The 26,131-nt window shown below is 60.2% G+C and carries 20 protein-coding genes and 7 pseudogenes; 8 read left to right on the forward strand and 19 right to left on the reverse strand.

The genetic code is table 11. From position 1 onward, the window contains the following. Positions 1–444: transposase (locus ABIB91_RS40080; protein ID WP_354253302.1), on the forward strand; the 444-nt coding region annotated here is incomplete at its 5' end. A 620-nt stretch (positions 445–1,064) separates the two neighbouring features. Here the strand turns inward: ABIB91_RS40080 and ABIB91_RS40085 are convergent. From ABIB91_RS40085 to ABIB91_RS40095, 3 genes are all read right to left on the reverse strand, one after another. Then, a complete protein-coding gene (locus tag ABIB91_RS40085) occupies positions 1,065–1,808 on the reverse strand; it encodes a peptidogalycan biosysnthesis protein (protein WP_354129536.1) in 744 nt (247 codons plus the stop codon). Positions 1,809–2,224: 416 nt separating this feature from the next. Further along, complete coding sequence (locus ABIB91_RS40090; protein WP_354172560.1) at positions 2,225–2,998, reverse strand: class I SAM-dependent methyltransferase; 774 nt, start codon at positions 2,996–2,998, stop codon at positions 2,225–2,227. 273 nt (positions 2,999–3,271) lie between these two features. Beyond that, positions 3,272–3,595 (reverse strand): RedY/HapK family protein, encoded by a 324-nt coding sequence (locus ABIB91_RS40095; protein ID WP_314961093.1) that lies wholly within the window; start codon positions 3,593–3,595, stop codon positions 3,272–3,274. A 1,367-nt stretch (positions 3,596–4,962) separates the two neighbouring features. Here ABIB91_RS40095 and glmS point away from each other — a divergent pair. Further along, positions 4,963–6,710, forward strand: a pseudogene (glmS, locus tag ABIB91_RS40100) (glutamine--fructose-6-phosphate transaminase (isomerizing)). A 580-nt stretch (positions 6,711–7,290) separates the two neighbouring features. Here glmS and ABIB91_RS40105 read toward each other — a convergent pair. Further along, a pseudogene (locus ABIB91_RS40105) lies at positions 7,291–7,718 on the reverse strand (YbgC/FadM family acyl-CoA thioesterase). A gap of 516 nt (positions 7,719–8,234) precedes the next feature. On the opposite strand from ABIB91_RS40105, the gene ABIB91_RS40110 reads away from it, so the two are divergent. Next, on the forward strand, positions 8,235–9,128 hold the full coding sequence (locus ABIB91_RS40110; protein WP_354172558.1) for a hypothetical protein: 894 nt from the start codon (positions 8,235–8,237) through the stop codon (positions 9,126–9,128). 35 nt (positions 9,129–9,163) lie between these two features. On the opposite strand, the gene ABIB91_RS40115 is transcribed toward ABIB91_RS40110, so the two are convergent. The 4 genes from ABIB91_RS40115 to ABIB91_RS40130 form a co-directional block, all read right to left on the reverse strand. Continuing rightward, the gene (locus ABIB91_RS40115; RefSeq protein ID WP_354172556.1) at positions 9,164–9,310 is read right to left on the reverse strand and encodes a hypothetical protein; all 147 of its coding nucleotides are present in this window, start codon (positions 9,308–9,310) and stop codon (positions 9,164–9,166) included. Positions 9,311–9,340: 30 nt separating this feature from the next. Next, the gene (locus tag ABIB91_RS40120; protein ID WP_354172554.1) at positions 9,341–9,652 is read right to left on the reverse strand and encodes a hypothetical protein; all 312 of its coding nucleotides are present in this window, start codon (positions 9,650–9,652) and stop codon (positions 9,341–9,343) included. A gap of 345 nt (positions 9,653–9,997) precedes the next feature. Further along, positions 9,998–10,240, reverse strand: coding sequence for a hypothetical protein (locus ABIB91_RS40125; protein WP_354172552.1), 243 nt, complete (start codon positions 10,238–10,240; stop codon positions 9,998–10,000). 7 nt (positions 10,241–10,247) lie between these two features. Beyond that, positions 10,248–10,595, reverse strand: a complete 348-nt coding sequence (locus ABIB91_RS40130; RefSeq protein ID WP_354129534.1) for a hypothetical protein — start codon at positions 10,593–10,595, stop codon at positions 10,248–10,250. Between ABIB91_RS40130 and ABIB91_RS41905 the strand changes: the two are divergent. Further along, a pseudogene (locus tag ABIB91_RS41905) lies at positions 10,595–10,774 on the forward strand (hypothetical protein); the annotation flags it as partial. The gene ABIB91_RS40130 and the pseudogene ABIB91_RS41905 overlap by 1 nt on opposite strands. On the opposite strand, the gene ABIB91_RS40135 reads toward ABIB91_RS41905, so the two are convergent. Both ABIB91_RS40135 and ABIB91_RS40140 read right to left on the reverse strand, forming a co-directional pair. Beyond that, on the reverse strand, positions 10,768–13,161 hold the full coding sequence (locus ABIB91_RS40135) for an NEL-type E3 ubiquitin ligase domain-containing protein (protein WP_354172549.1): 2,394 nt from the start codon (positions 13,159–13,161) through the stop codon (positions 10,768–10,770). The pseudogene ABIB91_RS41905 and the gene ABIB91_RS40135 overlap by 7 nt on opposite strands. Positions 13,162–13,371: 210 nt before the next feature. After that, positions 13,372–13,602 (reverse strand): hypothetical protein, encoded by a 231-nt coding sequence (locus ABIB91_RS40140; protein WP_354213238.1) that lies wholly within the window; start codon positions 13,600–13,602, stop codon positions 13,372–13,374. 219 nt (positions 13,603–13,821) lie between these two features. Here ABIB91_RS40140 and ABIB91_RS40145 point away from each other — a divergent pair, with 219 nt between their 5' ends. From ABIB91_RS40145 to ABIB91_RS40155, 3 genes and pseudogenes are all read left to right on the forward strand, one after another. Continuing rightward, a complete protein-coding gene (locus tag ABIB91_RS40145) occupies positions 13,822–14,229 on the forward strand; it encodes an ABC transporter substrate-binding protein (protein ID WP_354172562.1) in 408 nt (135 codons plus the stop codon). Continuing rightward, a complete protein-coding gene (locus tag ABIB91_RS40150) occupies positions 14,189–14,518 on the forward strand; it encodes a hypothetical protein (RefSeq protein ID WP_354129532.1) in 330 nt (109 codons plus the stop codon). Before ABIB91_RS40145 ends, ABIB91_RS40150 begins: the two co-directional genes overlap by 41 nt. Before the next feature lie 2 nt (positions 14,519–14,520). Beyond that, positions 14,521–15,240: pseudogene (locus tag ABIB91_RS40155) on the forward strand (transposase); the annotation flags it as partial. A gap of 2 nt (positions 15,241–15,242) precedes the next feature. Here ABIB91_RS40155 and ABIB91_RS40160 read toward each other — a convergent pair. Both ABIB91_RS40160 and ABIB91_RS40165 read right to left on the reverse strand, forming a co-directional pair. Beyond that, a pseudogene (locus tag ABIB91_RS40160) lies at positions 15,243–15,499 on the reverse strand (transposase); the annotation flags it as partial. A gap of 66 nt (positions 15,500–15,565) precedes the next feature. Then, positions 15,566–16,513 (reverse strand): hypothetical protein, encoded by a 948-nt coding sequence (locus tag ABIB91_RS40165; protein ID WP_354172545.1) that lies wholly within the window; start codon positions 16,511–16,513, stop codon positions 15,566–15,568. A 2,106-nt stretch (positions 16,514–18,619) separates the two neighbouring features. Between ABIB91_RS40165 and ABIB91_RS40170 the strand changes: the two are divergent. Next, a pseudogene (locus tag ABIB91_RS40170) lies at positions 18,620–18,736 on the forward strand (transposase); the annotation flags it as partial. A 192-nt stretch (positions 18,737–18,928) separates the two neighbouring features. On the opposite strand, the gene ABIB91_RS40175 reads toward ABIB91_RS40170, so the two are convergent. The 7 genes and pseudogenes from ABIB91_RS40175 to ABIB91_RS40205 form a co-directional block, all read right to left on the reverse strand. Next, positions 18,929–20,719 carry an NEL-type E3 ubiquitin ligase domain-containing protein gene (locus ABIB91_RS40175; RefSeq protein ID WP_354172543.1) on the reverse strand — a complete coding sequence of 597 codons (1,791 nt, stop codon included), beginning with the start codon at positions 20,717–20,719 and terminating at the stop codon, positions 18,929–18,931. Between the two features lie 369 nt (positions 20,720–21,088). Beyond that, a pseudogene (locus tag ABIB91_RS40180) lies at positions 21,089–21,289 on the reverse strand (hypothetical protein); the annotation flags it as partial. Positions 21,290–21,475: 186 nt separating this feature from the next. Further along, on the reverse strand, positions 21,476–22,021 hold the full coding sequence (locus tag ABIB91_RS40185) for a hypothetical protein (RefSeq protein ID WP_354172541.1): 546 nt from the start codon (positions 22,019–22,021) through the stop codon (positions 21,476–21,478). 87 nt (positions 22,022–22,108) lie between these two features. Next, positions 22,109–22,390, reverse strand: coding sequence for a hypothetical protein (locus ABIB91_RS40190; protein ID WP_354129525.1), 282 nt, complete (start codon positions 22,388–22,390; stop codon positions 22,109–22,111). Next, positions 22,387–22,836: a type II toxin-antitoxin system VapC family toxin gene (locus ABIB91_RS40195; RefSeq protein ID WP_354129524.1), complete on the reverse strand. Its 450-nt coding sequence runs from the start codon at positions 22,834–22,836 to the stop codon at positions 22,387–22,389. The genes ABIB91_RS40190 and ABIB91_RS40195 overlap by 4 nt, the downstream gene beginning before the upstream one ends. Next, complete coding sequence (locus ABIB91_RS40200) at positions 22,833–23,135, reverse strand: hypothetical protein (RefSeq protein ID WP_354129523.1); 303 nt, start codon at positions 23,133–23,135, stop codon at positions 22,833–22,835. Before ABIB91_RS40200 ends, ABIB91_RS40195 begins: the two co-directional genes overlap by 4 nt. Positions 23,136–23,531: 396 nt before the next feature. Further along, positions 23,532–26,131: non-ribosomal peptide synthetase (locus tag ABIB91_RS40205; protein ID WP_354172538.1), on the reverse strand; the 2,600-nt coding region annotated here is incomplete at its 5' end.

Consider the following 26,131-nt stretch of genomic DNA (forward strand, 5'->3'; position numbering starts at 1 on the left):
GGCCTGTTCGTACTGCATGCCAGCTCGCTGCCCGAAAATCCCTACGACGGTCACACCTTGCGGAACGTCATCGACCGGACCGAGACGCTCACCGGCTGTCCGATCGAGCGGGCCTATGTCGACAAGGGATACCGCGGCCACGATGCTCAAAATCCACGTCGCGTCTTCATCTCCGGCCAAAAGCGCGGCGTCTTCGGCGTCATCAAGCGCGAGCTGCGCCGCCGCTCCGCCATCGAGCCCATCATCGGCCACATGAAGACCGAAGGTCACCTCGGTCGCTGCTACCTCAAAGGCCGTGCCGGAGACGCCGCCAACGTCATCCTCTCAGCCGTCGGCCACAACTTCCGCCGCATCCTAGCCTGGCTCAGAGAACTCTTGTGCCTGTTCCTGGTCCGACTATGCCGCGTGCTGCCCGGTCCAGCCCCGCTCAATTCGCCTTCTTAACGGACGACGACATACTCCGCGATCGCCGTGCGACCGATCCCGACCGATCGGGAGATCACCCGATCGCTCACCCCACAGGCATACTTCAGGCGTAGAACTTCTCGAATCTTCCGCATCGGCAATCTCTCGGCGGGCATCGGACCTCCCATTGCGTGAACCGCAAAAGGAGGGACCTTGCCCCGTTCAGATTGCCGACAACGCCCCCCGTCTCACCCTATCAACAGGGTGGCCGCATTCGTTCGGATCGGGTGGCCGCTTTCGATCGGAATCGGTGGCCGCCTTCCGTCGGAATCGGTGGCCGCTTTGCCCCGGATTCCGCACAAGAAGTCGGCAGCGCCCCCCGGTCCCGCGGAAGAAGTCGTTCTAGTCCGCAATATCTATCAGGCTTTCGTCCATGAAGGTCGCAGCGCGGGCGAGATTGCGGCCGATCTCAATGAACGGACATCCCAACCGACCTTAGATGCCGTGGACCAGGGGCACGGTCTCATTAGCTTCTGCTCAATGAGAAATATGCCAGGACAACAGAACCAGCGTAGCGTCCCCTACTCCAAGTCCCGCCACCGCGTCGAGGGGCATCGCACCTGAGGTCTCTGCGGGTCTTGGCCCGATCTCGCGGTTACTTAATCCGGAGGATCTTGATGAGCCTCGACCAATTCCCAATCGCGGCTCAGATGGCCGGGGAATTGATCCTGATATTGCCTGAGCACACACCGATTGTGCCGCTCGATCTCAGAGCGGCTGATGTGCTGTTCACTAGCACATTTGACGACGATCGCTTGCGGCTCGATCTTTGCCCCGCGGTTCACCTTCGCGCGCAGCGCAGAGGTAGAAAGCCGCAATGTCTTGAGGCCGCGCGCCGCAGCATAATCGAGAGGCTCATAATAGCACAATACGAAGTATCTGTAATCGTTGAGATCGATATTGTAGTTTGCCCCGAAGTAGCGCAAGTGAAGTGCCGTTCCGAAGCGATAGAAAACGGCCATACCGGTTATCTCGTTGTTTCGTTTGGAAATTGCTACGGCACCAAAATGCGAGACACCTGCCTTCCTCTGCCCGGCGAGGATCCGTTGCATCCAGTCGCCATCATCGGCATTGCCGTACCTAGACCTGTTCTGGGTTATGAAATCAGCGGCGATTAAGTCATCGAGTTCTTCGGCTGGTAGCCATTCGATCTTGCCTCCCGTTCGCCGGAACGCCGAGATTTCAGACTTACTTTGATTACGATCATGCGCGGACGAGCGCGCCATCATCCCGGGGAGCCCTGTGTCCGGCACTTCCAGTGACGCTTCGGCAGAATGCAAAACGACTGCCCCCCCTATGGCCCCAGCAAATTCCACTGCCGCCTGATAGGGCATGTACGGCATTACAAAGCCTGCGTATCGCCGTTCCTGAGCATAGTGTAGAGCGCTGCGTCCTAACGCTGTCAAAGCCTCACGCCTTCGCCTGCCCTGGACGCAGGGAATCTCGTTGTGGGTGTTGCGCCGTCCCCCCAGCCAGAGAAAGGTTTGTTGCCAAGGGCCAGGAATACCCCCCATGCAATCTGGTAGGAAGAACATCCCAGCTGATTGGCTTCCCTCCCAAAGCGTACACGCAGCCACGAGTCCGGCCGACCCGTGGACCGCGAGCACGTCTGTTGTACCGAATGTATGTTCGAGAGCTCCTAGCCATCGGTAGCTGTTGTAGAAATTGTTATCACTGACCAGCGCATCCCAGTCATGCTCGTTTAGGCCGCATAGAGCGTGCGGAACGCCCGACAACTCGGTCCTGAATGGGAGAAACGTCATGGGTTTCGCTCCGCATGTCCACGGGCGAATACACCTTCAATCATGATCGCGTGCGGGCTTTGGAGATATGCAGGCAGCTCTTTGGGGAGCTGTTCTATATGGGAGTATGCTGGAGCACCCAATTCCCTCCATTTCAACGACCGGAACCCGGCTTGTCCTAATGCCCTTTCCAAAGAAGGAGCGGGCCAATGCCATGCGAATACGCCGCCCTGTTCTCCGTTTTTGCAGAACTCGATCCTGATGCGTCGACCTTCTAAATACGGGTTATCAGGATCGTCGACAACGAGCCTGAACCCACAGGCTTCGTAGTGATTTGAGTGTGGGTTGTAAGACGGATGAGTCGATAGCGATACCAAGCGCCCGCCGGGACGCAACAGTCCGGCCATTTCGCCGCACATGCTGTCCAGATCAGTCTTGTTGGCAGCATAGGGAAGCACATAGGATGCAAGTACCACGTCGAATTGGGCTGTCATATTGGCAGAGAGATGGGGGATGAAGGAGAGATCGGACGCCTCTTTCTCTGCCCGACGCCGCGCGTAGTTCAGCATGCCTGGCGCCGGATCATATCCTACAACGCAGCGCGCTCCGCGTTGCTTAAGCATTCGCGAAATTGCCCCCGTGCCGCACCCGAAATCGAGGATTGATAGGCCATCAACGTCGCCGATCGCCTCTAGTACACTCGGCACTTCGATGTATTTTCGAAGGGGCCACTGAGCCATGTTCTCGTGCAGACTTGCAAATTCATCGAATTGAGCAGCATTGTCGGACATGAGAGCGCCGGTTCCTCCATTTGCAATACCCAATCTCGCCGCGAACCCAGCGTGTTGGGGTGACGGGGCAGTTCGGGACTTAATCAGCGGGCAAGGGTCTTGCTGCACATGAATGCCAGACCGCAATCGCCACACAGCCTTCGAAATCTGCCCCCAATAGTGAAGGCACCATGCACTCTAGCTCGCGCGAACTCATGTGGAATTTCCGCTCCGGCGTTCGGGGAATAACCGCCGACCAACGCCACTTTTGCTGTGAGCCGTGACCATCGAGCCTCATGGCTCGATCCGTTTCGACCAGACCGACACCGTCTTGGATCTGTCGAGATACTTCTCGTAGAGTTCCTCAAGCATTTCCTTGCCGACCACAGCCAGCTCAGCTTGATAGGCAGCGCGATCGGTCACCTCAATACGCTCGATATAATCCCACGGTCCGCCTGATATGCCAGAGCCGGTTTCGGTGATGCGGTGCGTGCAATAGCTGACAATAGTCTTCAATTTGCCCGCGACGATATAGTCGACCTCGCGCTCAAAACGCTCATAGTCGGCTCCGCTGACACCCGGCTTCAATGCGGCAAATACAAATCGGACAACAGCCATTTTGGATCCTTCTCGTATCGTGGCGAAGCAAATTCAAGCGGCCAGCTCTGAAGCAAGACCGTAAGCGATGGATCGTCTCAGTGCGCTTCCAGCGCGCTCCTTTAGCGCTGGTCACCTGGGCCGATGGACATCGACCCCGCGAAAACGGGCGCGCAAAACGTGCGGAACGCCTCGTCTCCGAAGGGAAGAACTCGATGGGTTTGCCCCTGATATCGTGAGTGACAAGTGGGCACACGCTCGACGATTATCGATTGCAGCCTTTGAAGCACGGCGCATGTCATGAGCGTCGCTGCCGCTCTCTAGAGGTGATGAGGACCAAGTCCTGCACAGCACGAATGATAGAAGTCCCTTCGACGCACCCGATGGGATTTCAATTGGCGAAATCTCACTCAACCGTGCTGTGTCGATGGCATTTATTTGAATCAATCGAGCAAGCGCCATGTGAAGCTCCGGGCTTGGCTGTCTGCGAGACCGCCATATTCGAAATGGTTTTCCACCGGAAGTTAGCAAACTGCGTGCCACAAACGCCTTATGCGAGCTTGCTTGGAAGCGGACAAAACAACTCCTTCGCGACGCATGGGCGGACTACTTGTGCCGACTTGTCGAATTTCGCACCTTATACGTCGTGATCCAGACAGGGCTGAATATGACAACGCGGTGGCCACGTGGCGGCGACTGCAGCTCTTGAGATCGAGGGGGCAAGATATGGTCCTTGATAGGCTCCTCGAAGTTCGAATTTTCCAGCGCAGTATAAGATGAAAGCGCAAAACGCTTCGCGAAACGCTCCAGGCGCGGCGTACCGCTTGAACGCGTCATACGAAGATGAGGATCGTCTACGTCGAGAGGCGCCTGTAATGACGGCGAAGAGATCGTCGAGCAGCAAGACGGCAGAGCCTGCTCTGGGGTCCAGTCGGCGCGGGTGAGGAAGGGCAAACCGCGTTGGAGGCTCGAGGGCAGCAGAGGTTTTAGGCTTATGACTGGACAGCCTTTGGGGATTTTACTGTGACGTGGCGCTTAGTGCGGATTTCGGCGCGTTCGCGATGCAAACCGTCCTCCTCAGTGCACGGCAAGCACCGGACGATCGGCGGGAAGCCAAGCGCGGTTTCAATTCTTTCCTGCTGGGTGCGGAATGATCGACTAGCGTGGCGAGATCCGCCGAAGAGCGTGTCGGGCACCGGATACGCGTCGCATAGCCAAGAGCTCCTTTTCGAAAGCGGAGCATTGTAAAGTCGCTCGCTATTCGCATGCAAATTGCTGCTTTGGGTCACGCAAATAAATGGGAGGCCTCATCGAGCTGGCAACGCCTTTAGCTTGCCGCCTACAATTGGAAAGACATCGTGATTCAATGGTAGCTGCGGGGCATATTAATCTGCAAGTGCGGAATTGTCGGCATTTTGGGACGCCGGCCGGTCTCGAAGCAATTGGTCCTTTCGGCGGCGATGACTCCGGAGGCGTTGCAACGCTGGAAGGTCCTCATCTCCATCGGCGGCGCGCCGCGGGCAAGTTGGAAGCCTAGAGAGCCGATTGCGCGCAGTGCCGCTCTGGGGGCATTCCGGAAATGGGGCTTACCCGCTGGGCCACCCACGGAAAGCCGACTGAGAATAACGCTCATCCGCATGCGACTGACAATGTGACGGTCGTCCATAATGGCATTATTGAAACTTTTCTTGGGCTGCGCGTCGAGCTGCAACAGCAGGGTGCCCAATTCGTTTGAAGGGCTGTTCGCCTCAGGACGCGGTGAAGGCTTCGCTGCCCAGATTGCGCGGCGCGTTCGCGCTGATCTTTCCTTTCAAATATTGATCGGCTTCCGCAATGGCTCACCACTTACGATCGGCCATGGCAACGGCGAAATGTATCTGGCATCGGACGAGATTGCACTTGCGCCTTTCACGGAGACCATTACCTAGAGGACGGCAACTGGACCGTTCTGACCCGCAAATCCCTCGTAATCTATGGCATGCAAGGCATGGTAACCCATCGCGAGGTACTGAAATGTAGCGCGTCGTCGGTGCTCATTCACAAAGCGAATTATCGCCATTTCATGGTCAAGGAAATCCACGAACAGCCGGAAGTCGTCGGACATACGCTGGCGCGCTATGTTGAGGTGGCGGCCCAGCGCGTCGCATTGCCTCAGAAGCTCCCATTTGACTTCCATGACCTTGGCCGAATCTTGATCACTGGTTGCGGCACCGCAAGCTATGCCGGCCACGTCGCCAAATATTGGTTCGAGCGGCTGGCCCGGGTCCCAGTCGAGGTCGATGTTGCCTCCGAATTCCGCTACCGCGAACCACCTCTGCGCGAGCGCGATCTCGCCATCCTCATTTCCCAGTCCGGCGAGACGGCCGACACACTCGCTGCGCTGCGCTGCGCCAAGTCGCAGGGACTGCACACGCTCTCCGTGGTCAACGTGCCGACCTCGACGATTGCGCGTGAGAGCGAGACCGTGCTCCAGACCCTGGCCGGGCCGGCAATCGGCGTGCCGTCGACCAAGGCCTTCTCGTGCCAACTGACAGTGCTCGCGGCTCTTGCGATCACCGCCGGGAGATCGCGCGGTGAATTGTCCCGCGCCGACGAGGCCAGACTCGTGCAGGAGTTGGTCGAAGTTCCTCGGCTGATTGCAGCAGCGCTTGCGACCGAGCCGCAAATCGAGAATCTCGCGCGCGAGATCGCCAAGTCGCGTGGCGCACTCTGTATCGGCCGCGGCAGCTCCTTTCCGCTGGCGCTGGAAGGCGCGCTGAAGCTGAAAGAAATCGCCTATGTCCACGCCGAAGGCTATGCTGCGGGTGAGCTCAAGCATGGCCCGCTTGCGCTGGTCGTCCATGGCATGCCTGTAGTCGTGATCGCCCCTCGCGACCTATTGTTCGACAAGGTGGTCTCAAACATGCAAGAAGCTGCAGCAAGAGGCGGCAATATCATCCTAATAACCGATGCAAAGGGGGCCGAGGCGGCCGCTGTGGACTTGCTCGCGACCGTCGTACTGCCTGACATGGCGACAAACTTTACTCCGATAGTTTATGACATTCCGATGCAGCTTTTGGCGTATCACACCGGATTGATGATGGGCACAGACGCCGACCAGCCGCGCAATCTTGCTAAATCGAGCACTGTCGAATAGGCGGGCCTGGATATTCCGCGAGTCCAACGCTCAACACGAAAATATCGATGCGCTCCTCGCCGGGCGGCTGGGTAACAACGCTAAGTTGCGGCTTGGGGCGGAGAAGCTGCGATCAACCTGCTCTGATGTCCAAGGGGCATCCGTTTTATACGCGGAGCAGGATGCTTGAACTGCGTCTGCAAACGGTATCTGACCAAAGCGACCTGGGTGCCGTCACCGGATGCGTACCATGAGCCAGACTGGCTCTCTCCGAACGCATTGGCCTATCCGCTACAGCCCGCGTAAGACGAGGAAGACTCGATAGCGCAAGCAGTCACTCTAAGCGGTTTTCCTAAACAACCATCCAGCGAGCGTTGTGGCCGCCACGGCCCCAATCAATTGCGCGATGATGAAGGGAACAACGCTACTCGGCGCGATACCGGTGAAGGTGTCGGACAGCGATCGTGCGATCGTCACTCCGGGATTGCGAACGAAGTGGATGTCGTGAACCAGAACACTGGTTTGACGATATCGCAACAGAAGGCTAACGGATTGCTTTCATTGGGTCGCTGGACGGCTAAAGCCTGAATAAGGAGCAGATTTATCTATGCCCTTCCATAGCAAGCCGAAGCGCCTTCGGGATGCGCTGCGCTTTTCCGCCTGAAATAAACGCTACGCGTACACGCGCCGTTACTAAGAGCGTCTCCGCGCCTGCATTCCTGCAGCAAGGCAATCGACGCGCCTCTCACCTCTAGCGGGAGCGTGACGACGTCAAGCACGTCGTCCAAGACCGCCGGCTTTAAAAAATCGATTGTGATAGGTAAAGTCGGGCGCTTCGTTCCGCGCTTCTCCGAGCAGCGCTTGCTGATCGGTTCCGAGCAGGCGCAAGTAGTTCGTTCTGCCGCGTTCCATGAAGCGCAAAAAATTCGCGTGATAAACAATCTGGCCGGAGTCAGTATCTTCAAAATAGACGCGGACCTGCATCTGATGACGTCCATCGCGAATTTCTCCGTCAAGAGAGGTTGTCACGTGCGGTTCCCCTTGTTACGTCCGGGAACCAAGTGTCTTGCACAGAGGCGCTTTTCTGAGCAAGCGCCAAAACCTCTGAGCTTGGCTCCTGCAGCTGGAAAACTCCAGCGCCGCGCGGCGTGAATGCGCCATGCACTGCGCTGGGGATCAATAGCGCCGCCAGGCGCTGCTGTCCGCCGCCCCCCGACCTCGATGTCAAGCGATCTTGACGACCGACAAGGAGCGCAATGTCTGGAAGGGTGATCCAACTACGGCTTGGAATGTTGCCGAGCAAGTTCAAATCCCGGAGGCGTAACAGCCGATCTCTGCGAAATGAGCGAAAGGCGACCGTTTCCGGGTCGCCTACGCCTATATCGCACGAATCGGTGGTCGCGGGGACTCGCAATCGCCGACACCGGCAGGCATGATGGACGACCATCTGAAGTCGAGAGTTCGTTACGAACAAAACGGCAGCACAACCATCCCACTTATGCCTTTTAGATCACGCTCGATTACCTCTTAGCACGTTGAAACATAATGATGGGGGATCGAAGCCCGTTTTGGACCCAAACACAGACCCCTACTACCCGTCAGCCTTTCCTCGACTATGTCGAGCAACGCTACCTCGTGCGCGTCCGCGCTCAGAACGTCCGTAACTTCGGCACGGTGCTCGCAAAATCCCTTCTCAAGGGCGAGCCAGTGCAATGGGAACCTCTCCATCGCAAGATCATCCCCTCGCTGGTCGCGGTGCGCGACCGCGCCGCCCCCGCCTGGCCGAACGTTTCCCCGGCAATCGTCAGGCTGATGGACAATCTCGAGCCGGCAAACCGGCCTCGCGCCATCGCCTTCATCGCCGCTTTTCCGGATTTCTGGCCACGGCTGCAGGAGCCGACACGCACGGCCCTGCAGGAGATCATCGATAATGCCGACCCTGCGGCTCTCGCCGACTATCGTATCCTGGCAGGCGTGACCGTCCCGCAATTCCGAGCTGTGCTGTTGCCTCTCATCGCCGGCCTCAATCGGGAGCACTTGGCCGCCGCAATCGCCTGCCAGCCGCTCGCCGAACTGTGGCCCCGAGCGGTCGAAGAGTATCAAGGCTCGGGTAGCTGGCGTGGATCCGAGACCAACTTCAACGACCTCATCACGCCGTTCGCCGGTCGCCTCAGCAGCCAACAGCTTGACCAACTCCTCGATGCCGTCATCGACAACCTGCAGAACTGGGATGCAGCCGAGACGGATACGCTCCTGCTCGGGGTGCTCCGCAACGCGACGCCCGCTGATCGGCCGACCCCTGACGCTCGTAATCGTTTCTACCAACACGTTTGTCGCACGCGCCGTACCGATAAGTACGAAGACGTCCTCACCTTCCTCCAGTCCGACGGCTGGGTGCTGCCACCGCCGGAACAGCCGGTCGACGACGAACCGATGTAGAACGCAGGCGCTCAAAAGGTCCACGCATGAAGCAGTCAGACAGGCAGCTCCGGATCGCCGCGCGCCTGGTCCTCCGGCACCTGAACCCGCCCCAGCGAGAGCGGCAGCTTGCTGTTCTTGAAATCCCAATCCGAAAGCGGCGCGAACCAATCCGGCGCGGCCTCGTCATGGAGCTGGATCACCTGGTCGCCATCGATGGTCTGCGTGGCATACTACCGGCTGAAGATGCGGCTGGCCCAACCGATGCCGTCCCAGCCCTGATCGGAGAGCTCTTCTGGCGTCGCGACAAACTGGACACCCGCGAACTCGCCGCCGTTGGTGATCGCGAGCGGACCTTCAGTGGACCACTCACCGTAGAATAGGAGCACTTCCGCGAGCTTGCGATCCCTGGGATCGGTCAGCTCGACGTCGCCGCTGTAGAGCTTCGCCGAACCAATCATGAAATTGGCCAGCCCCTCCGCGCTCAGCGAACGCGGCATATCGGTCGCCGCTCCGAGTACAAGCCGCAGCGGCGGCTTGGTCATGATGATCACCTCGCCCAAGCTTCTCGGACTCGTTGGCGAGAACCGCATCTTTCATCGTCACCCGGAGACCGCCGTTCGGACGGCGAAAGCGGTCAGGCGAAATGACCGTCCAGATGTTCCAGGGCGACCAGAATATCGCCAGCTTCAGCTGTGTACCGACCATGTCCGCATAGGTTTGCAGCGAGGCCAGATAGGCCGCCGACATCCGCGTCTCCTGCTTGAACGGCTCCCTGCTGCGCACGTTCTTGACCTCGACCAGCCACTGCTCGCCATCGTCGAGCACTATCCGGAAATCCGGCGCCCGGCTGGTGCCGGCGGCATGAACGCGGCCGGCATCCTCGGTCTTCAGCAATCGAAAGCGGCCAGGCTGAGAACCGTCGCCTCGAACAGGCGCTCGGTTCGCGAGCCATGGATCAGCGTCGGGTCTGCCAACGCCTCCTTCAGCTTGGGCGCCGTGTCGGCCATGAAGCGCTCTACCAGCGACAGATCATTAAGCGCGATGGAGTGTTCGCGCGCAAACGCGGCTACCGACGCGAGCAGGTCGAAGGCCTTGGTTTTTGGTCGTTCTGGTGGTGGCTTCTCGCTCATGATCCCATCACCCGGCCGGAGCCTCGACATCGGGCGGTTTCATATAGGCTCGGAAACCGGCCAGATCCTCGTCGCTCGGATTCTCGGCCTCGGGAATGCACCGGATGGTCTCGGCGATGTCGCGACGCGTGACGTAGCTGATGATCGCGCCACCATTGCTCAGTTCATACTTCATCGAGCCGCACCAGCGGTTGGGGCGGGCAAGGCCCGGCGCGAACGCAATGGGTTTCTTGTTGCCCTTCTTGCTCACCTCGTGCTTCGCGAGCGCCACCCGGATGAACTCAAGCGTGGTGAAGCCCGCAGCATCACACTCGATTCCACGTCGCGAAACCTGGTGTAATTTCGTCGGATCCACTTATGCATGGCAAGGCGCTCTCCTTCGATGTCAGTCTGAAGGAGCCGTCATGGCTCGATTACCTCCCCAACATCACGGAGACCGCAGATGTGATCGATACTTACGGCAAGATGCGGCTGATGGACCCGCTGATCATCCACGATGGGGTCGCCAAGGCTCGCAATAGGCCGCTTCACAGCTCAACCGCGTGGTCCCCGAGCACCTGGCGCGTTAGAGCGCCCTTGATCTCGCGGGCGATCTCCTCGCGAATCTGGGCTCCGAACTGCAACTCAGCATCGCTGTTGCCGGTCAGGTCATGATCGGCGAGCCGTTGGTCGAGGCGGCTCTGGAACTCCCCGTCCATCGCCTCGGCGAGCCGGTCCTGCATCTCTGCATGGGCTTCGGGGGCGATCCGGCTCACCACCGTCTCCCAGGGTTGCCAGCGAGTTGCCAGATAGTCGGCGAACCCCGCCGCCTCCTCATTCCGCACCTGTGTCTCGGCTGTGGTGAGGTCGTGCTCAGTAACGTAGGCGACATCAAAGAACCGCATGTCCGGAGCGACGAGCTGCAGGTCAAGCCGCTCACGTAGCTTGACCTGATAGGCGAGATAGACTTCGATCTCGTCGACAAACTGGAGCGAGCCGACCTTCTGACGGGCAATCGGCTCGAGCGCGTCCAGGCGGAACAGGACCCGGGCCTGCTGGATGAGTTCGCCGAGCCGATCGTCATAGGCCCCGTCCTCGACATCGGCGTTCAGGCGTGCGGTCTGCATGCCGTTCCAGGTCAGGGTGATGCGATCCTGGCAGCTCTCGCTCGCCCCGAAGGCCAGCTGAAAATACTGCTGGCGCAATTGCGGCCTAATCGCTGCCTGCCGCAGATCCTCGGCCACGACCTGCTGGAAATGGGGATTGTCATAATTCACGGTCTCCCGCAGCCTGTCGAGGAAGATCGCGTATTCCGAAGCACCCGCCTCGTCGGCGAAGTTCTGCCAGGCGGCGATCGCCTCCGGCTCGGCCTCCATCCAGTCCGCTACCACCTCGGCCAGCGGCCGTTCCTGACCCACCGCCGTCCCCCCGCCCATCGAGAAGAAGACCCGCGGGCCGGCATAGCTCAGGGTATTCAGGGCTCCCGCCAAATTCGTCCGCACCTGCTCGGGCAGCGGATTATCCTCCACGTGAACCATGCACTCAGAACCTAGCCGGGTTAGCAGGGTCTCCGGCAGGCTGGTCAGCCGATTGTCGCGTGCCTCGAGCACCTGGAGCTCGGCCGGGAGGGTCTCGGGCAAGCTGGTCAGCCTATTGCCGCTGACGTGGAGTCTCTGGAGCTCAGGTGGGAGGGTCTCGGGCAGGCTGTTCAGGTGGTTCTCGCGCGCGAAGAGCAACTGGAGCTCGGCGGGGAGAGTGTCGGGCAGGCTGGTCAGCCGGTTGCCATCGGCTTCGAGCTCTTGGAGTTCGGGCGGGAGCGTGTCGGGTAGGCTGGTCAGCCTATTGCCGCCGACAGCGAGCAACTGAAGTCCGGTCGGGAGGGCGTTGGGCAGGCTGGTCAGCAGGTTGCCCCGGACATCAAGGTCCTGGAGCCCGGCTGGCAGAGTGTCTGGCAGGCTGGTCAGCCGGCTGTTGAAGACGGCGAGTGTCAAAAGGCCCTCCGGAAGGGTTTCGGGCAAGCTGGTCAGCCGGTTGCGGCCGATGGCGAGTGACTGGAGTCCCGTCGGCAGGGTGTCGGGCAGGCTGGTCAACCGGTTGCCGCTTGCGTCGAGCGTTCGGAGTCGGGACGGGAGGGTGTCAGGCAAGTGCACCAGCTCGTTGTCGCTCACGTTGAGCGACTGGAGCCCCGGCGGAAGGGCGGCGGGCAATGTCGTCAGGCCTAGGTTTAACAGCTCCAGCCCTACATAGCCGTCGCCGGCCTCTCCCCAGGCACGCATTCGTCTTACCGCCTCTTGCCGGTTCTCGTCTTCCGTCTGCCCCTCCTCGCCGGCCCAGCTGTCCAAGATCTGGTGAAGCCGCGATTGCCTGAGCACGGAGTCTTCAAGGTCCGTCGGAAGGCGTGCAGGGCCTGAGGCCCGCGTGCCGTACAAGGCTTCGGTCCACTGCGCCGCGGCTGGGGTGAGCCGGCGGCCTCCCCTTGAAGTATTGCCATCGCCCGGCCGGGGCTCTCGGCCGAGGATCGATGCCCCGAGATTTTGCTCCCAAGGAATTTCGGAGGTCGTTGGCCACTCCGGCACTACGTCACCGACCTCCGCCCACGATCGCTCCTCCTGATCGACACTATGCGTCGGCCAATCGGCAGCTGCATCCATGCCGTGCCAACAATCCGTTAGACCGAAATTGCCGGCTGGCAACTGGCCAGCGCGATCCGCCGCCGCAAAAAGCATATGCCGATTGAGCCCTTGTTCAGAGTAGGCGGGCGGATCCGAGAGCCACCGCGAGGTGCCTTGCCCGACACGATCCTCGTCCGGCATTCTCAAAGGATTCGCATTCAGGTGCTGCTGAAACCCCGCTTGGTCCGCCTGCTGCTGTTCTAGCCCGCCGTAATACGTCCACTCGACATCTGGGCCCTCGAATTGGTTGAGATTGTTGAACGGATCCACCCGACTCTCCTTCGACAGATCTGAGTAGCTAACGCCGGACGCGGATAAACACATTCTTGGTAAGATGCTTGGCTTTCGAGAAGCTGACGAGAAATTGGCATCAAATCCGCTCCACGTAAGGGTCGTAGGCAGAACCGCCCAGGCAAAGGTTGTCCGTTTCGATCTTTTGCCCAAACGGTCATCTTTGCAGAAGGGGAAGAAACAGGCTTCTCAATGCCTCGTCGTCGAATCTGTCGCTCTCCTGCTGCTTCCCGCTTCCGAACGACGGCGAGCTCGAGACGTCAGTCTCTTCCTCGAGCTTGGTGAGTCGCGCTCGCCGTCGTCAACGATCTTCTCACCGCGGTCGCGGATATCGGAATACTTCTTGACGAAGTCGACGATTACCCCGCCGGGGTCGTCCTTGATGACCAGCGCGTGCGATGGCAACACGGCAGCCGTCATCAGCAAGCCCGCGAGCAGGAATGATCGGACGTCGATATTCGGGAGGACGCCGAGCGCGTGGAAATTGTCGGCGAGATCCTGGGTCGATGCCGCAGCCGCCTCATCGATCGGTTTGAGCGCGATCGCGGTCGACTCGGACAGACTGGCATCGCGGACAAGCTTCTCGTAGACGGCCTGCTCGGTCCCATTAGGCGGAAAGCCGCCTTGCGATTCGGCCGCATGCTCGAAAATATAGGCTTGTGTCTCTCGGATGATCTTCACGAACTTGGCGAAGAGCCGCTCGCAGGCTATCCGTTGCCGGTCGACGAAGTCGATTTCCCGGTGCAGGCCAATTCCCCGATCAAGACGGCTGCCGACCTGAAGGGCAAGAACATCGCCCACCAGAACGGCACGACCGGGACTTACAGCCTGATCAAATATCTGGAAACCGCAGGTCTCAGATTGTCTGACGTCCAGGCCGTCAGCCTGAGCGGGGCAGACGCGTTCACGGCCTTCGCGCAAGGAAGCATCGACGGCTGGATCCACTGGCAGCCGGCCACAGCGCTGTCGCTGACAAAGCTCGGCCAAGTCCCGCCTGCTGCCCGACGTGAAGACCTACGACTACGCCTTCTACGTCGCGCGCAGTGACGTCGCGGTGAAATATCCGCAGCACGATTGGAACGCGCGCCGGAACGGCGTCTACGACCGCGGTTGCGGTCGCAAACGTAAAATCGACAGAGCCGGCCTTGACTGCCTCCATCACCGGAAGCGATGCCGTGAAGCCCGGTTGCCAGACAATCTTGGTGCCGAGCTCCTGCTCGAGATTGCGGCCACCCACGCCGGCCCGCAGCGAGGCCCAGACGCCAGTGCGGCCGTCTCCGATCACAGCGACGGTCAGTTGCGGCGGCACCGCATCGGCAGCATTCGCGCGCGGTAAGCTACCGCGCCGAGCATCTGTTTGCGCTCGAGCAGGCACTTGCGCTTTACGACGCCTACCACGAGAAGGCATCTGCCTGCGACGCCCGGATCGAAGCCGTGTTGAAGGAACTGATCGTCCATCGCGGTGATGGCCATGGACCCGCGCCGCGGGCCTCGCGGCGTCGGAATCGAACCAATCAGGCGAACACTCTAGCTTTCGACGTCCGCGAGGCGCTGTTCGCGTTGCTCGGAAAGGACATCACCACGATCGACGGCCTCGGTCCTTACCTCTCGCTGAAGCTGATCGCTGAATGTGGCGACGACCTCTCCTCGTGGCCAAGTGCAAAGCATTTTACCTCCTGGCTGGGACTGGCGCTGAGCAACAAGGTCTCCGGCGGCAAAATGCTCTCGTCCCGAACGCGCCGATCCGGCGGCCGAGCGGCGGCACTTGTGCGCCTTGCTGCCGTGACCGTGGGTCGTACAGACACCGCGCTCGGCGCCTTCTATAGACGTCTCTCAGCGCGCATCGGCGAGGCCAAGGCCGTGACCGCCACGGCCCGGAAGATCGCAGTTCTGTTCTACAATGCTGTGCGATACGGAATGGACTATGTCGATCCCGGGGCCTCGTCCTACGAGACGCGTTACCGGACGCGAGTGGTCAACAATTTGCATCGGTGTGCCAAGGCATTCGGCTTTGTTCTCCAGCCCTTGGAGCCGAAAGTCGGTGCTGCCGTTTCTTAGGAATCGTTCTCCAGCGTCAGTTCGCCGATCTTGGCATGGAGCGACTTCACATCGATCGCACGCGTGGCTGGCGCAGCGCTGCCGGGTCCAAAACTCCGGAAGCGCCACCCTCCAGCTGCGCCTTCCATGCCGCAATCTGATTGGGGTGAACGTCAAAGTGCTCGGCCAGCTGAGCTATCGTCCGGTCGCCCTTGACGGCGGCGAGCGCCACCTTCGCCTTGAAGGCCGGTGTGTGGTTCCGGCGTGCTCGTCTGCTCATCGTCGCTCCTGATTCGCAGGCACCAGCGTGCCCGCTGTCAGGCAGAAACTCCACTCGTCGACCTGTTCAAATTTGCGGAAGCGGCTCTCTCAAACCGAGACCACGTTCAGCCGCAGGTGCAATCTTGCTTCTGTCAAACAAAACCACCTCGTACGAGCTTCCATTTTCCGTCTTCACTCCATCCAAGCCATATTTCTGCGCCACGGTAACCCATGCGCCTAGTTCGTCATGTTCCACCTGATCACACCGCTCGTCCATGACCGCTAGTTTGAGGGGCTTTTGCGCCTCGATAACAAAGTACTTTCCAGAACAACCCGCATAGCCGCGTGCCGCGTTCACATCATTTTCTGAGGTCATCCAAATTGCTTCGCCCGTATGCCCGCTTTGCCCCGAACCGCCCCACACGCCATCCCTATTAGCGTGGTTGAACTTTGTCCCCGCAGGAAGTTCTTCCATCTTCTTCCTCTCCCAACCAACTAAGGCTGCCTGACGTATGTCGTCAGCAACCGGCGGACTGAGTTGCAACTCGCTCAGCTGGCCGTTCCTATGGTCCGAAATAAGGGGAGCATGGTTGTCGTCGACATGCAGGATCTGGAGCCCAGGCGGGGGGGTCTCCGGCAGGCTGGTCCCCTGATTGGCGGCAACATCCAGGCGCCGGAGCCCGGGCGGGAGGCTGGGCAGGCGGGTCAACCAATTTAATCCGGCGTAAAGTTCCTGGAGACCGGTCGGAAGGAACTCCGGCAGGTAGGTCAGCTGATCGTTGGGGAGCCCCGCCGGGAAGGCGGGGGGCACGACCGTCAGCGATACAAGGTTTAGCTGCGCAGCGGTCGCGGCCATCTCCAAAGTTCTCATTCTTAGTACCGCGTCTAGTCGATTCTCGCTTTGGCTCAGCCCCTCTTCTGCAGCCCAGGCCTCAAGAACCCGGTCCTGCGGCAATCCGCCAGGAGCCGGAGCCTCGCGGTTCATCGAGTCGGGCGTAATGTGATCACCCTGTTGTTGTGACGTGTCAGACATCGCGGAGTCCGCGCCGTGGGTGACTGGTCGATGATTATCGTCACGCAACTCGGACGGTATGATCGGGGGCGACGGCGCAGGTGAAGATGCGCCGGAAGACGATGGCTCGGCTTGTCCGGCCTGTTCCCGCGGCGTTGCGTCGATGGGCAATGACTCGGGATCACTGCCGCCCGGACTCGCGCCAGTGCTCCGCGTGGCGTTTTCGGCCTGCCACATCGGTTCGCGCAAATGTGTTCCCACAGCTAACAGTGCTCCAATCCATAATGGCGCACCCAACTCGCGAGGTATGACGTCAGAGATTTCGGCAACGAGTTGCCGAGCGACCGCACGTTGTGTCACTCGATCGGTCGCGTCAATGAAATTGAGCGATGACGGCGGCTGCCCCTCAGCAGAGGCCCTCTCGGCAAAACGATCGCGCCAAATTGCCGCGGGCCTATCGGGCTGAGCAAGACGAGCCGATGCAGAAACAAAGGCGACGTCGAGGGCCTCAAAGACAGTGGAGATGGCTGGCCAACAGCGACCGAAGTCCCTTCCTTGGTCGACATCACGCAATGATTGTTGTGTCATGAATTCAAGAAGTATTGCGAGGAGCTGGCTCCCGCAGCTCGCGGGGTCAGCAGGGCATCGTGCGAGACAAACCGGAAGGCTTCAGCCACGAGGTTTGCGGCTCCACGGCCGTAGGCATACCGCTGTGTTGCCGTTGGACAGAACCGCGGCTCGGTAGGGATCGATCTTGTGGGGTGATGAGCTTCCAATCTGCCCAAAAGCGACTATGCTACTGTGCGCTGCGACGCAGAACGTCGCAAGCGCCGCTGTCACGCTGGGCAAGAGACGCGTCAGCTGGCTTGCCGGCACGTTCGGAGTTCCCGCCATCGAGAGGGCGAACAGATTGTGTCGGCCGCTCACCGCGAAACCCTCTGCAATAGGCCTCCTGATTGCCTCTCGCGCGCCAGGTGTGGAGGGCCCGCTCTTGCACCTGCGACCAGTCCATCTGACCGCGGCATGTACCGCCATCGATGTATCGCAGACCTCCTGTCGATGTTGCGGTTCGCCAGAACGCACACGCACCGCTTCCTGAGCGAGGCGACCAGCAAAGGTCTCCATCGCGCACAGCGTTCCGTTCGCGAACAATAGCGCCGGCGGTCCAGCTCCGCCAGCGGGAGCGGCCGCCAGAGAGCCGTTGATGTTCGGCCTGCGCGTCCGCGTCAGATCGCTGCGCTGCGCCGTCCTGGGGCGGCTCTACCTGCACCCCAGCATCATCTGGTGCGGAACACGCGTCTTCTGACGACTACGTACCGGCACTGACAATTTCGTGCACCATCGACATCTCTTCAGATGTGCCTTCGTACGCTCGTCGTTGGTCATCAGTCAGCGTAGGCGGCCCGCTGGGGTTATCTCGTTCCTAGACGCGCACAGGTGTTGGATCGCCTGCGCACTGGGGCGGACTCCCGACCGCCGTTGCGTGGTTCACCACATTCGAAATGCTTGTCATCGCGCCCCCTTCACCCGTCCCGCCAGGTGCTGGCCTGCAGTGCCAACGCATTAAGCAATGGCGCGAACGTTGGCGGGCCGATCTGCGCAAACTCGAACTTCAGGCCTAAGACTAGATGTTGACTCGAGGGATTGACGAAGAACAGCAGCGCTCGCCACGATCGTCCCCCGTCGAACGCCAATCGCAACAAGCGATCGGCGACGGGGATGGATAGAAAAGGCAGGAAATGGGTTCGTTCAACAAGTATTCAGCTGTCGTAGTGAGTCAGCGTAGAGCAGCGAAAAAGTACTTGCTGCATAGCAGGCTGCTGACCGCCCCTGATGACAGACTCGTCGTAGAGACATGTGCGACCGTGAATTTGCCCAGGCTTTGAAAGACTATCGGCAGACTTCTTGAGTGCGAATCGGTCATGACACCGCTCGCGGCGCGTTCAATCGATCCCGCAATACGTTGCGCGCGCGAAGGCACTGAAGATCGTCTATTTTTCATTATTTAGCGGCGGAGTTCTTCGTTCATTCGCCGCCGGTGACGCGTCGTCCCCGACTGCCGAGATTTCCGTGCAAATCGACGAACTCCCGTTAGTCTTGAATGGGATCAATATCCCTGGCTCGCGAACCTTCTCCTCCAGCGTCCACTGCGTCGTGCCGGGCGGCGGCCTCTCGCCCGATAGCGCGCGCTGGATCGCCAGCCGACCAAACTTCTTCCTGGCCGCCAAACCGCTCGCCCGGCTAACAGTTACCATCCCGGCGCGTACGGCGCTTGCGCGCTCGATAATGGAAGAGTTGAGTTTCGGGCTCTTGCAGACCTTCGCTATCAACGTAATTCATTGCTCTTCTATCTGATTGCTTCCCCGAGAAACAGCGACGGTGCCATTCGCCATCGGTCCGAATGAAGGACCGCGTTGTGAAGCAGCAGACGCCGCTTCACAGACCAAGGCCGCGTTTGTTGAGCACCGTGTCCCTCAGAGCACCCTTGATCTCGCGAGCGATGTCCTTGCTGACCTGGGGACCGAACTCCCGCTCGGCATCCGCAACGACATCGGCTTCAGCGCCGATCAGTCCGGCTTCAACGAGTTTTTGCTTCAGTCGGCCCGGGAACTCCTCCTCCAAGGCATCGGCGAGCTGTTTCTCCATCGTGGCATGGTGTTCGGGTTCAATGCGGAGCACCACATCGTCCCAAGGTTTCCAGTCCGTCGCCAAATAATCGGCGAACCCCGTCGCCTCCTTGCTCCGCACAGACGTCTCAGCCCTGTTAATGTCATCCTCGGTGACGTAAGAGACGTTGAAGTAGTTCATGTCCGGGGCGATGTGCTGCAGCCCCAGCCGCTCGCGCAGCTTGGCCTGATAGGCAAGGTAGACCTCGATTTCGTCGACGTCGTCGATGGTGTCGTCCGTGAGGAGCGATTGGACCTTCTCGCGCGCGATCCCCCCCAGTGCGTCCAAGCGGAACATGACACGGCCTAGATCAACGAGGGCCGCGACCCCCTCGTTATTGTCATAGAGCCCGCTCTCGACGTTGGCGAGCAGGCCTGCTGTTTGCATGCCGTTCCAGGTCAAAGTTCTGCGATCCTCGCAGCTCTCGTTGGCGTCAAGAGCAAGCTGGAAGTACTGCGCGCGCAATTGCGGGTTGGCCGCCGCCTGCCGCAGATCATTGGCCACCGCCTGCTGGAATCCTTCGTTCCCAGAGTTCACGGTAGCCCGCAGCCCGTTGAGGAAGTCTGCGTATTCCTGTGCGCCGGGTTCTTCCGCAAAGCTCTGCCACTTGGCCACCACCTCCGGATCGCCCTCCTTCGGATCCCGGTTGAGCCAGTCCGCTACCGTCTCTGGAAGAAACTGCGCAGCGGAGTCTTCCTCCGACTGACCTTCCGTTTCGGACAATTCACTTCCTTCGTTGGGCAGAAACAAGACCCTCGGGCCGGCATACCCATCGGTACTTTGGATTGTGTCCAGGTTCGTCAGCACCTGCTCGGGCAGCGGATTGCCAGACAGAATTATCTCGGCATCAGCACCCAACTGCGTCAGCAAGCCCGTGGGTAGGCTGGTTAGCTGGTTTTGGCTAAGGTCTAGCCCTGCGAGCACGGCCGGGAGGGTCTCGGGCAGACGCGTCAACTGGTTCTCACTAACGTCAAGTATTTGGAGCCTGGCCGGGAGGGTGTCGGGCAGGCTCGTCAATTGGTTGTGGCCGACGTTGAGGCCCTCGAGCGCGGCCGGGAGGGTCTCAGGCAGGCTGGTGAGCCGATTGTGGTACACGTCCAGCAAGGCGAGCTCGGCCGGAAGCGCGGGCAAGCTGGCCAGCTGATTCCCCATAACATTGAGCGAAACGAGCGCGTCAGGGAGAGTCTCGGGCAGACTGGTCAGCCGGTTGAAGGACGCGTCGAGCAAGTAGAGCCCGGCCGGAAGTGGAGGCAGGCTGGTGAGGCGCAACATTCGAAGATCCAGCTCGCCCTGATTCCAAGCATTGACTCGCCTTACAGCCTCTTGCCGATCCTCGCGCGGGTTCCGCCCCTCTTCGGCAGCCCATTCCTCCAGCATCTGGTCGTGCCCCCCCTCCGCAGGAGCAGAATCCCCGAGGGATGCCGGATCGTCGGCGGCGAGCACCGCGTGGGTCAAGACTCCAACCCACTGCGCCTCCTCACCTTCCCGTCCCTCGCGTTCGGAAGATTCGGGAGTGCTGCCGTCACCGCGCTGAGCCTGCCCTGCGTCGAAGGGATCCATTTCCTACTCCATGTCGGACTGAGCAAATCAAGGCGACCTCTCTCAGCCCAATCGAATGGTTGCAGCAACTAAGACATTCAGCTTTCGACAAGCTGACGAGCGTTGAACTATGTTGAGAGAACAGTCAGAGTGCCTTGCGGCATTCTCAGTCGTCGAAGCGACACGGAACAGATCTCCTGGGTAAACTCAGCCGCCTTCCGCGCGCTGTCGCCGAATCTATGCTTCGCATCCTTGAAGGATATGGACTTCGCGGTACGTTGCCCGCTTGTCCGATGCTTGCGCCTTGTATTCGGTTTTTGTCCATCGACTCACGCGTTTGCTCGATGCTACCTTCAGACACCGCCGCGCAGCGGTAGCCCTTGCACTTTGCTAGTGACCTTGCCCCAAGTTTTGTCCAATTCTGGGTTCGGTCCGGCTGTTCGGTTTGCCCGGTTGGGCAGGGATAGAGACGGGAGCTGGCGCGGAGCTCTCGGCATAACGCAGCGCCAGATCTCGGCGCGGATGGCAGGGGAAGGCGAACTCCGACGGCGTCCTCCATCCGAGCTGCGAGTGTGGTCGTGCGTCGTTGTACAACGAAGTTTGAGAACGCCCACAGGACCGTTCTTCGCGAGGTTCTTTATCGATATCATCCTTGGTTCGGTTGCCGAGTTTGCGTTCATGGGGCCGTCGACAAGGCTGGCGATGTCGCCTTCCGCTGCACGAGGTTCGTCATCGAACTGATGGCTCATGACCTCCTGCTCCAGCGCGTTCAGCATGTTATCGACGAGGCAAAGCTGGCTCGCCTGCATGGCTAGGCGCTCGGTCCATTTCACGAGCTGCCGCGTCGGTAAGCATGAAGGTTGGGCAAGCGGGATTGCCGCAGCCGCATGGCCGAATTTCGCCAGAGGAAAGTAGCGCCTTGAACCGGCGTCGGAGCTGATCCAGTTCACGGACCGTTAGTTCCACGGCGCTGCGGATGCCGGCATCGCGGATGTGGTGAAGCGAAGGAAGTCGGTGGATTTCGGCACGCTCTCGCGTTCGCCATATCCCCGTGCTGAGCACCCGGATTGTGTCGTCGATGGCCGGTTGGAATGCGTGGAGATTGCTCTCTTGTTGAAACGGCGTTCGAAACGCCGGTCGATCGAAGGCGCGGACGAACATCGACAGGGCCTGTTCGTCATCGACGTCCTGAAACTTATCGACGAAATTGCGCAGCTCGACCTCGCTATCAGGAAAGGGAACGCCCTCGACTAGGCGCCGTAGGAGGAATTCGGCTCGAAGCCGCAGATGCTCCTCGAACTCCGCGCCGGACCAGATCACCACTTTTGGGACGCCCAGTTTCGCGGCTGCCGAGCGAACCTCGTCGCGACGCTGGGCCGAGATACAGCTGCGGCATACAACTTGAAAGCGTCAGGTTTGCCCGTCACGGCGTTGACCGCTGCCGTCATCCTTCTCAGCCTTCGCTTGGGTCAGGCTGCCTCGATTGACGCATTGAATCACTGTGCGCTCGTCCGGTTGGTCGTCGAACGGACGTGTACCGATGATGTCGCGCCCTTGGTCGCTTCCCGTCTGGCCGAACCAAGCAAGTTCAGTCCAGCCGTCGCAAAGGTGGTAGGCGAACACAAGGCGCTCGAACTCGCTGCCGCCGAAATCCTCGAAATGAATCGGCCGGACCGTCCGAGCTATCGTCACCTGCCTGCCTGCTGGCTTCCAAAGCTACGGAGCGGGTTGATGATCTGGACGCCCTCGAAGTCCTTTTCATTGTCGGTCACGACGACGCAGTCGTTAGCTTCGGCTACGGCGGCAATGATTGTGTCTAGGGCGCTTCGCGAACGGCCTTTGGCTTTGCCGTTGGCCATCAGCCGCGCCCAGACCAGGCCAGCTTTCTCGTCGAACGATAGGACGCGGCCGGCGAACAGCGCTTGCGGGCCTTCGGGGCCGGCGAACCAAGTTTCAAGGCTGCTACGCTTCTTGCCTTTCGGCTTCTCCAAGATACCTCGACAGATTTCGGCGACGGTAAGCGAAGCAATGAAGAGGTCGTTGTCCTTCTGCGCGCCCATCCAAGCCAGCAGCGAGCCCGCCGGCTCCGACTTTATGACGTTGCTGATGATATTTGTATCAAGGAGATAGCGGGTCACAGATCGACCTTACGCCCCTCTTCTCGCGGCCGGCTGAGGTCGGGATCCGCGCCAACCAGAGGTGAGCGACGCAAAGCGGCGAGAATGCCGCCCGCTTTCGGAGGCTCGCCCGCCACTGCCTGCTGTATGGTGCGGCGAAGCTGCCCGGCTTCCGGACCTTCCTCCGTCAATTTCCGGGCAAGGGATCGGAGTAGATCGCGGTCGGCGTCGAGCGCCTGGATCTCGAACCGCGCGATGCCGCGCTCAGTCAGACGAGACCGATAATTCTCGAGGGCTCTCTTCTGCGCACTGTTGCTCATTGCCTGCCTCCGTGCTATATCCAGATATATAGCCACGTTTTCCTTGGAGTGCAAGGCTGGTGGAATCGTTATCGTTGCCGGCAAATGAAGACGGCCTCTCCAAGGTGCTGGGAGTGCCACCGTAGCAAGACGTCCCCCTTTCAAGGGAGGCGATCACAAAAATATTATTGCTACGACGACGGTCCACCCGTGCCCCGCCGCGACCCTCCAGCATCCGCTCCGTTTCCATTCAAGCCATCGAATTACAAGATCTTTCTATCTTGCCAACGCGCTAAGCCGAGAAAATCGCGCAAGCTCGAGCCGTCGTACTCCGTGCGGAACAGGCCGCGACGTTGCAGCTCGGCACAAGTGCGCATGGCAGCGGCAGAGGCTCCGCCTATCGACCCGGAACTCTGTTCAGACAACCGGTACCAACTCTGCCTCGCCGGGAAGGCGATGTGAGAGGTCCTCCGCAAGAACGGTCACATTTGGATGCTTCAGAAGGGAACGATGATCGCCAGGAAGAGGGGGCCCTTCAACGACGCTCTCGAAAGCAGCGTGCCATGGAGTTGCTGCGCTAGTGGACTCCCGAGTGTAATAGACGCAGAGCGCCGAAACCTTCTTAGGCACGTATAGTTTGCCCGCGCGAATATGGCGAATGAACAATTGGAAGATTTCCTCAAGCGCCGGTACACCGATTTTCCATGCACCGAAAGCAGCGCTCGCGAGCGTAGCGAAGTCACCCGGCCGAATTTCCATGGTTGCATCGTGTTCAGGCGACAATCCTCCCTCGTCGACAAGGAATGCAAGGAATTCAGACCATTCCTGGTCCAAGGTGAGAGTGGAAGGCGTCCCTAGCGCCGACGGATGGGCACTATCGATCATTGCCACTAAATCGACCCTCACGTTTGCAGAGATTAGTATCCCAGCAACGGCGTGGGCGAGCACACCGCCAAAGGACCATCCGGCGAGCGTACAAGCCATGTCCGGCAGCACAGGCACAATAGCCCGAGCATAGACTTGGGCGATCTCGTCAATCGAACCGACCTTCAGGAGTTCGTGACCGAACTCTAGGGCATGTATACCGTAGATGGTCTGTGTAGCTGGCAGCGCCCGCGCGAGGTCATTATAGATGCTCAGCCCTCCGCCAAGGGCGTGACAGAGGATAAGTGGCTGACTGTTCGCAAGTCGAAGCGGAATAAGTTGGCTCGCCGATTTTCGATGGTTCTTCGATGCGGGGCGCACCTTCTCGGCGCACTGATCGAGACGAGGATTCGTGAAATGCACGGAAAGATCGAGGATCAAACCCCGCCGCCGGAGTTGCTCAAGCACTTGCAGCGCTAGCAGCGAATGTCCACCGAGGTCGAAGAAGTTGTCGTGGCGGCCGACCCGCGCCACACCGAGAAGCTCCGCCCAGAGCTGCGCCAGCGCGGTCTCGGTCTCGCCCCGCGGCGGCTCATAGGCCGCGCGCGCATAGGCCGCATCCTCAGGCATCGGCAGCGCGTTGCGGTCGAGCTTGCCGTTTGCCGTCAGCGGCAGCCCCGCCAGCCGCACAAACGCAGCCGGCACCATGTAGTCGGGCAGCCGCGCACTCACATGCGCGCGCAACGTGCCGGCAAGGTCAGATCCCTCAGCTTCGCCGGCGTGCTCCGCAGCCGCAACCACATAGGCGACCAGACGCTTCTCGCCGGTGCGATCCTGTTGCGCCACGACGACCGCATCGCGCACCCAGGCATGCTCGCAAAGCCGTGCCGCGATCTCGCCCGGCTCGATCCGAAAGCCGCGGATCTTTACCTGCTCGTCGTTGCGGCCCAAAAATGCCAGATTGCCGTCCGGCAGATAGCGCGCCAGGTCGCCGGTCCGGTACAGCCGGTCGCCTTCCACAAAGGGACTGGCGATGAACCGCTCCGCGGTCAGCTCGGGCCGGTTCAGATAGCCACGCGCAACCCCCGCCCCGCCGATGTAAAGCTCCCCCACCGCCCCAAACGGAACGGGCTCAGCATGACCGTCCAGCAGGTAAACCTGCGTGTTCGCGATCGGTCGGCCAATCGGAAGCCGCTGGAATGGCTCATCAATCGCGTTGATCTCGCAGACTGTCGCTAAGGTCGTCGTCTCGGTCGGACCGTAGCAGTGCAAGAGATGTTGCGGTCGGTTCTGCCTCAACACCCGTGCTACTGCCGCCACATCAACCGCATCACCTCCAACTAATAGCAACCGCAAACTCGCCAGCACCGGGCCTAGATCATTAGCGCTCTGCCTGAACAACCCCGCTGTCAAATGCAGGACGGTAATGCGGTGCTGCTGAACCAGACTGCGCAGCACTTCTGGCTCCAGCACATCAGTGTATGGAATCACAATCAGGCTCGAACCGTGTAGCAGCGGTGCCCAGACTTCCAGCGTACTGATATCAAACGCGGGATTGCCCAGCCATGCCACACGATCCCTCGAGCTGAACTCCGCATAGCCGTTGTTGATGACGAGCCGGTTGACAGCACGATGAGGAACAACAACTCCCTTGGGAACGCCGGTCGAGCCGGAGGTGTACATTACATAAGCGGCGGCCTCGGCGCTCAATGCCAAGCCTGGATCGGTACCACATCCTGTTCCGGCCATGAGCGGCTCAATGGGCAGAACAGGGATCGTCACGTCAACCAGATCGTCATCGTCACTCTCGCTAAGCACGAAGCGCGCATCACAGTCGGCCAGTATCCAGCTTTGTCGTGCAGATGGAAGAGCGCGATCGATCGGCACATAAACTCCCCCCGCCTTCAGGGTCGCCAACTGCGCCACCACAAGCGCAACGGAGCGGTCCAGCATTGTCGCAACACTATCCCCGGGCTTGACCCCGAGCCCGACCAGATGATGCGCGAGGCGGTTCGCCCGTGCATTGAGCTCGCCATAGCTTAAGCGTGCGTCCGCATCGACCACCGCCACCGCGTCCGGCGCTTGGCGCACCTGCGCCTCGAACAGCTCATGGATGCACTGCTCCGCCGGATAGGGCGCCGCCGTCCGGTTCA

The sequence above is a fragment of the Bradyrhizobium sp. JR4.3 genome (genome assembly GCF_040547695.1).
Taxonomy (GTDB): Bacteria; Pseudomonadota; Alphaproteobacteria; order Rhizobiales; family Xanthobacteraceae; genus Bradyrhizobium; species Bradyrhizobium canariense.

What these genes read in the sequence shown, in the direction of transcription:
- ABIB91_RS40085 (WP_354129536.1), bottom strand. Translation starts at nt 1,808, where the DNA reads ATGCCGTACATGCCCTATCAGGCGGCAGTGGAATTTGCTGGGGCCATA.
- ABIB91_RS40090 (WP_354172560.1), bottom strand. Translation starts at nt 2,998, where the DNA reads ATGTCCGACAATGCTGCTCAATTCGATGAATTTGCAAGTCTGCACGAG.
- ABIB91_RS40095 (WP_314961093.1), bottom strand. Translation starts at nt 3,595, where the DNA reads ATGGCTGTTGTCCGATTTGTATTTGCCGCATTGAAGCCGGGTGTCAGC.
- ABIB91_RS40110 (WP_354172558.1), top strand. Translation starts at nt 8,235, where the DNA reads ATGATGGGGGATCGAAGCCCGTTTTGGACCCAAACACAGACCCCTACT.
- ABIB91_RS40120 (WP_354172554.1), bottom strand. Translation starts at nt 9,652, where the DNA reads ATGACCAAGCCGCCGCTGCGGCTTGTACTCGGAGCGGCGACCGATATG.
- ABIB91_RS40125 (WP_354172552.1), bottom strand. Translation starts at nt 10,240, where the DNA reads ATGAGCGAGAAGCCACCACCAGAACGACCAAAAACCAAGGCCTTCGAC.
- ABIB91_RS40140 (WP_354213238.1), bottom strand. Translation starts at nt 13,602, where the DNA reads ATGACGGCTGCCGTGTTGCCATCGCACGCGCTGGTCATCAAGGACGAC.
- ABIB91_RS40145 (WP_354172562.1), top strand. Translation starts at nt 13,822, where the DNA reads ATGCTCGAAAATATAGGCTTGTGTCTCTCGGATGATCTTCACGAACTT.
- ABIB91_RS40165 (WP_354172545.1), bottom strand. Translation starts at nt 16,513, where the DNA reads ATGTCTGACACGTCACAACAACAGGGTGATCACATTACGCCCGACTCG.
- ABIB91_RS40175 (WP_354172543.1), bottom strand. Translation starts at nt 20,719, where the DNA reads ATGGATCCCTTCGACGCAGGGCAGGCTCAGCGCGGTGACGGCAGCACT.
- ABIB91_RS40200 (WP_354129523.1), bottom strand. Translation starts at nt 23,135, where the DNA reads ATGAGCAACAGTGCGCAGAAGAGAGCCCTCGAGAATTATCGGTCTCGT.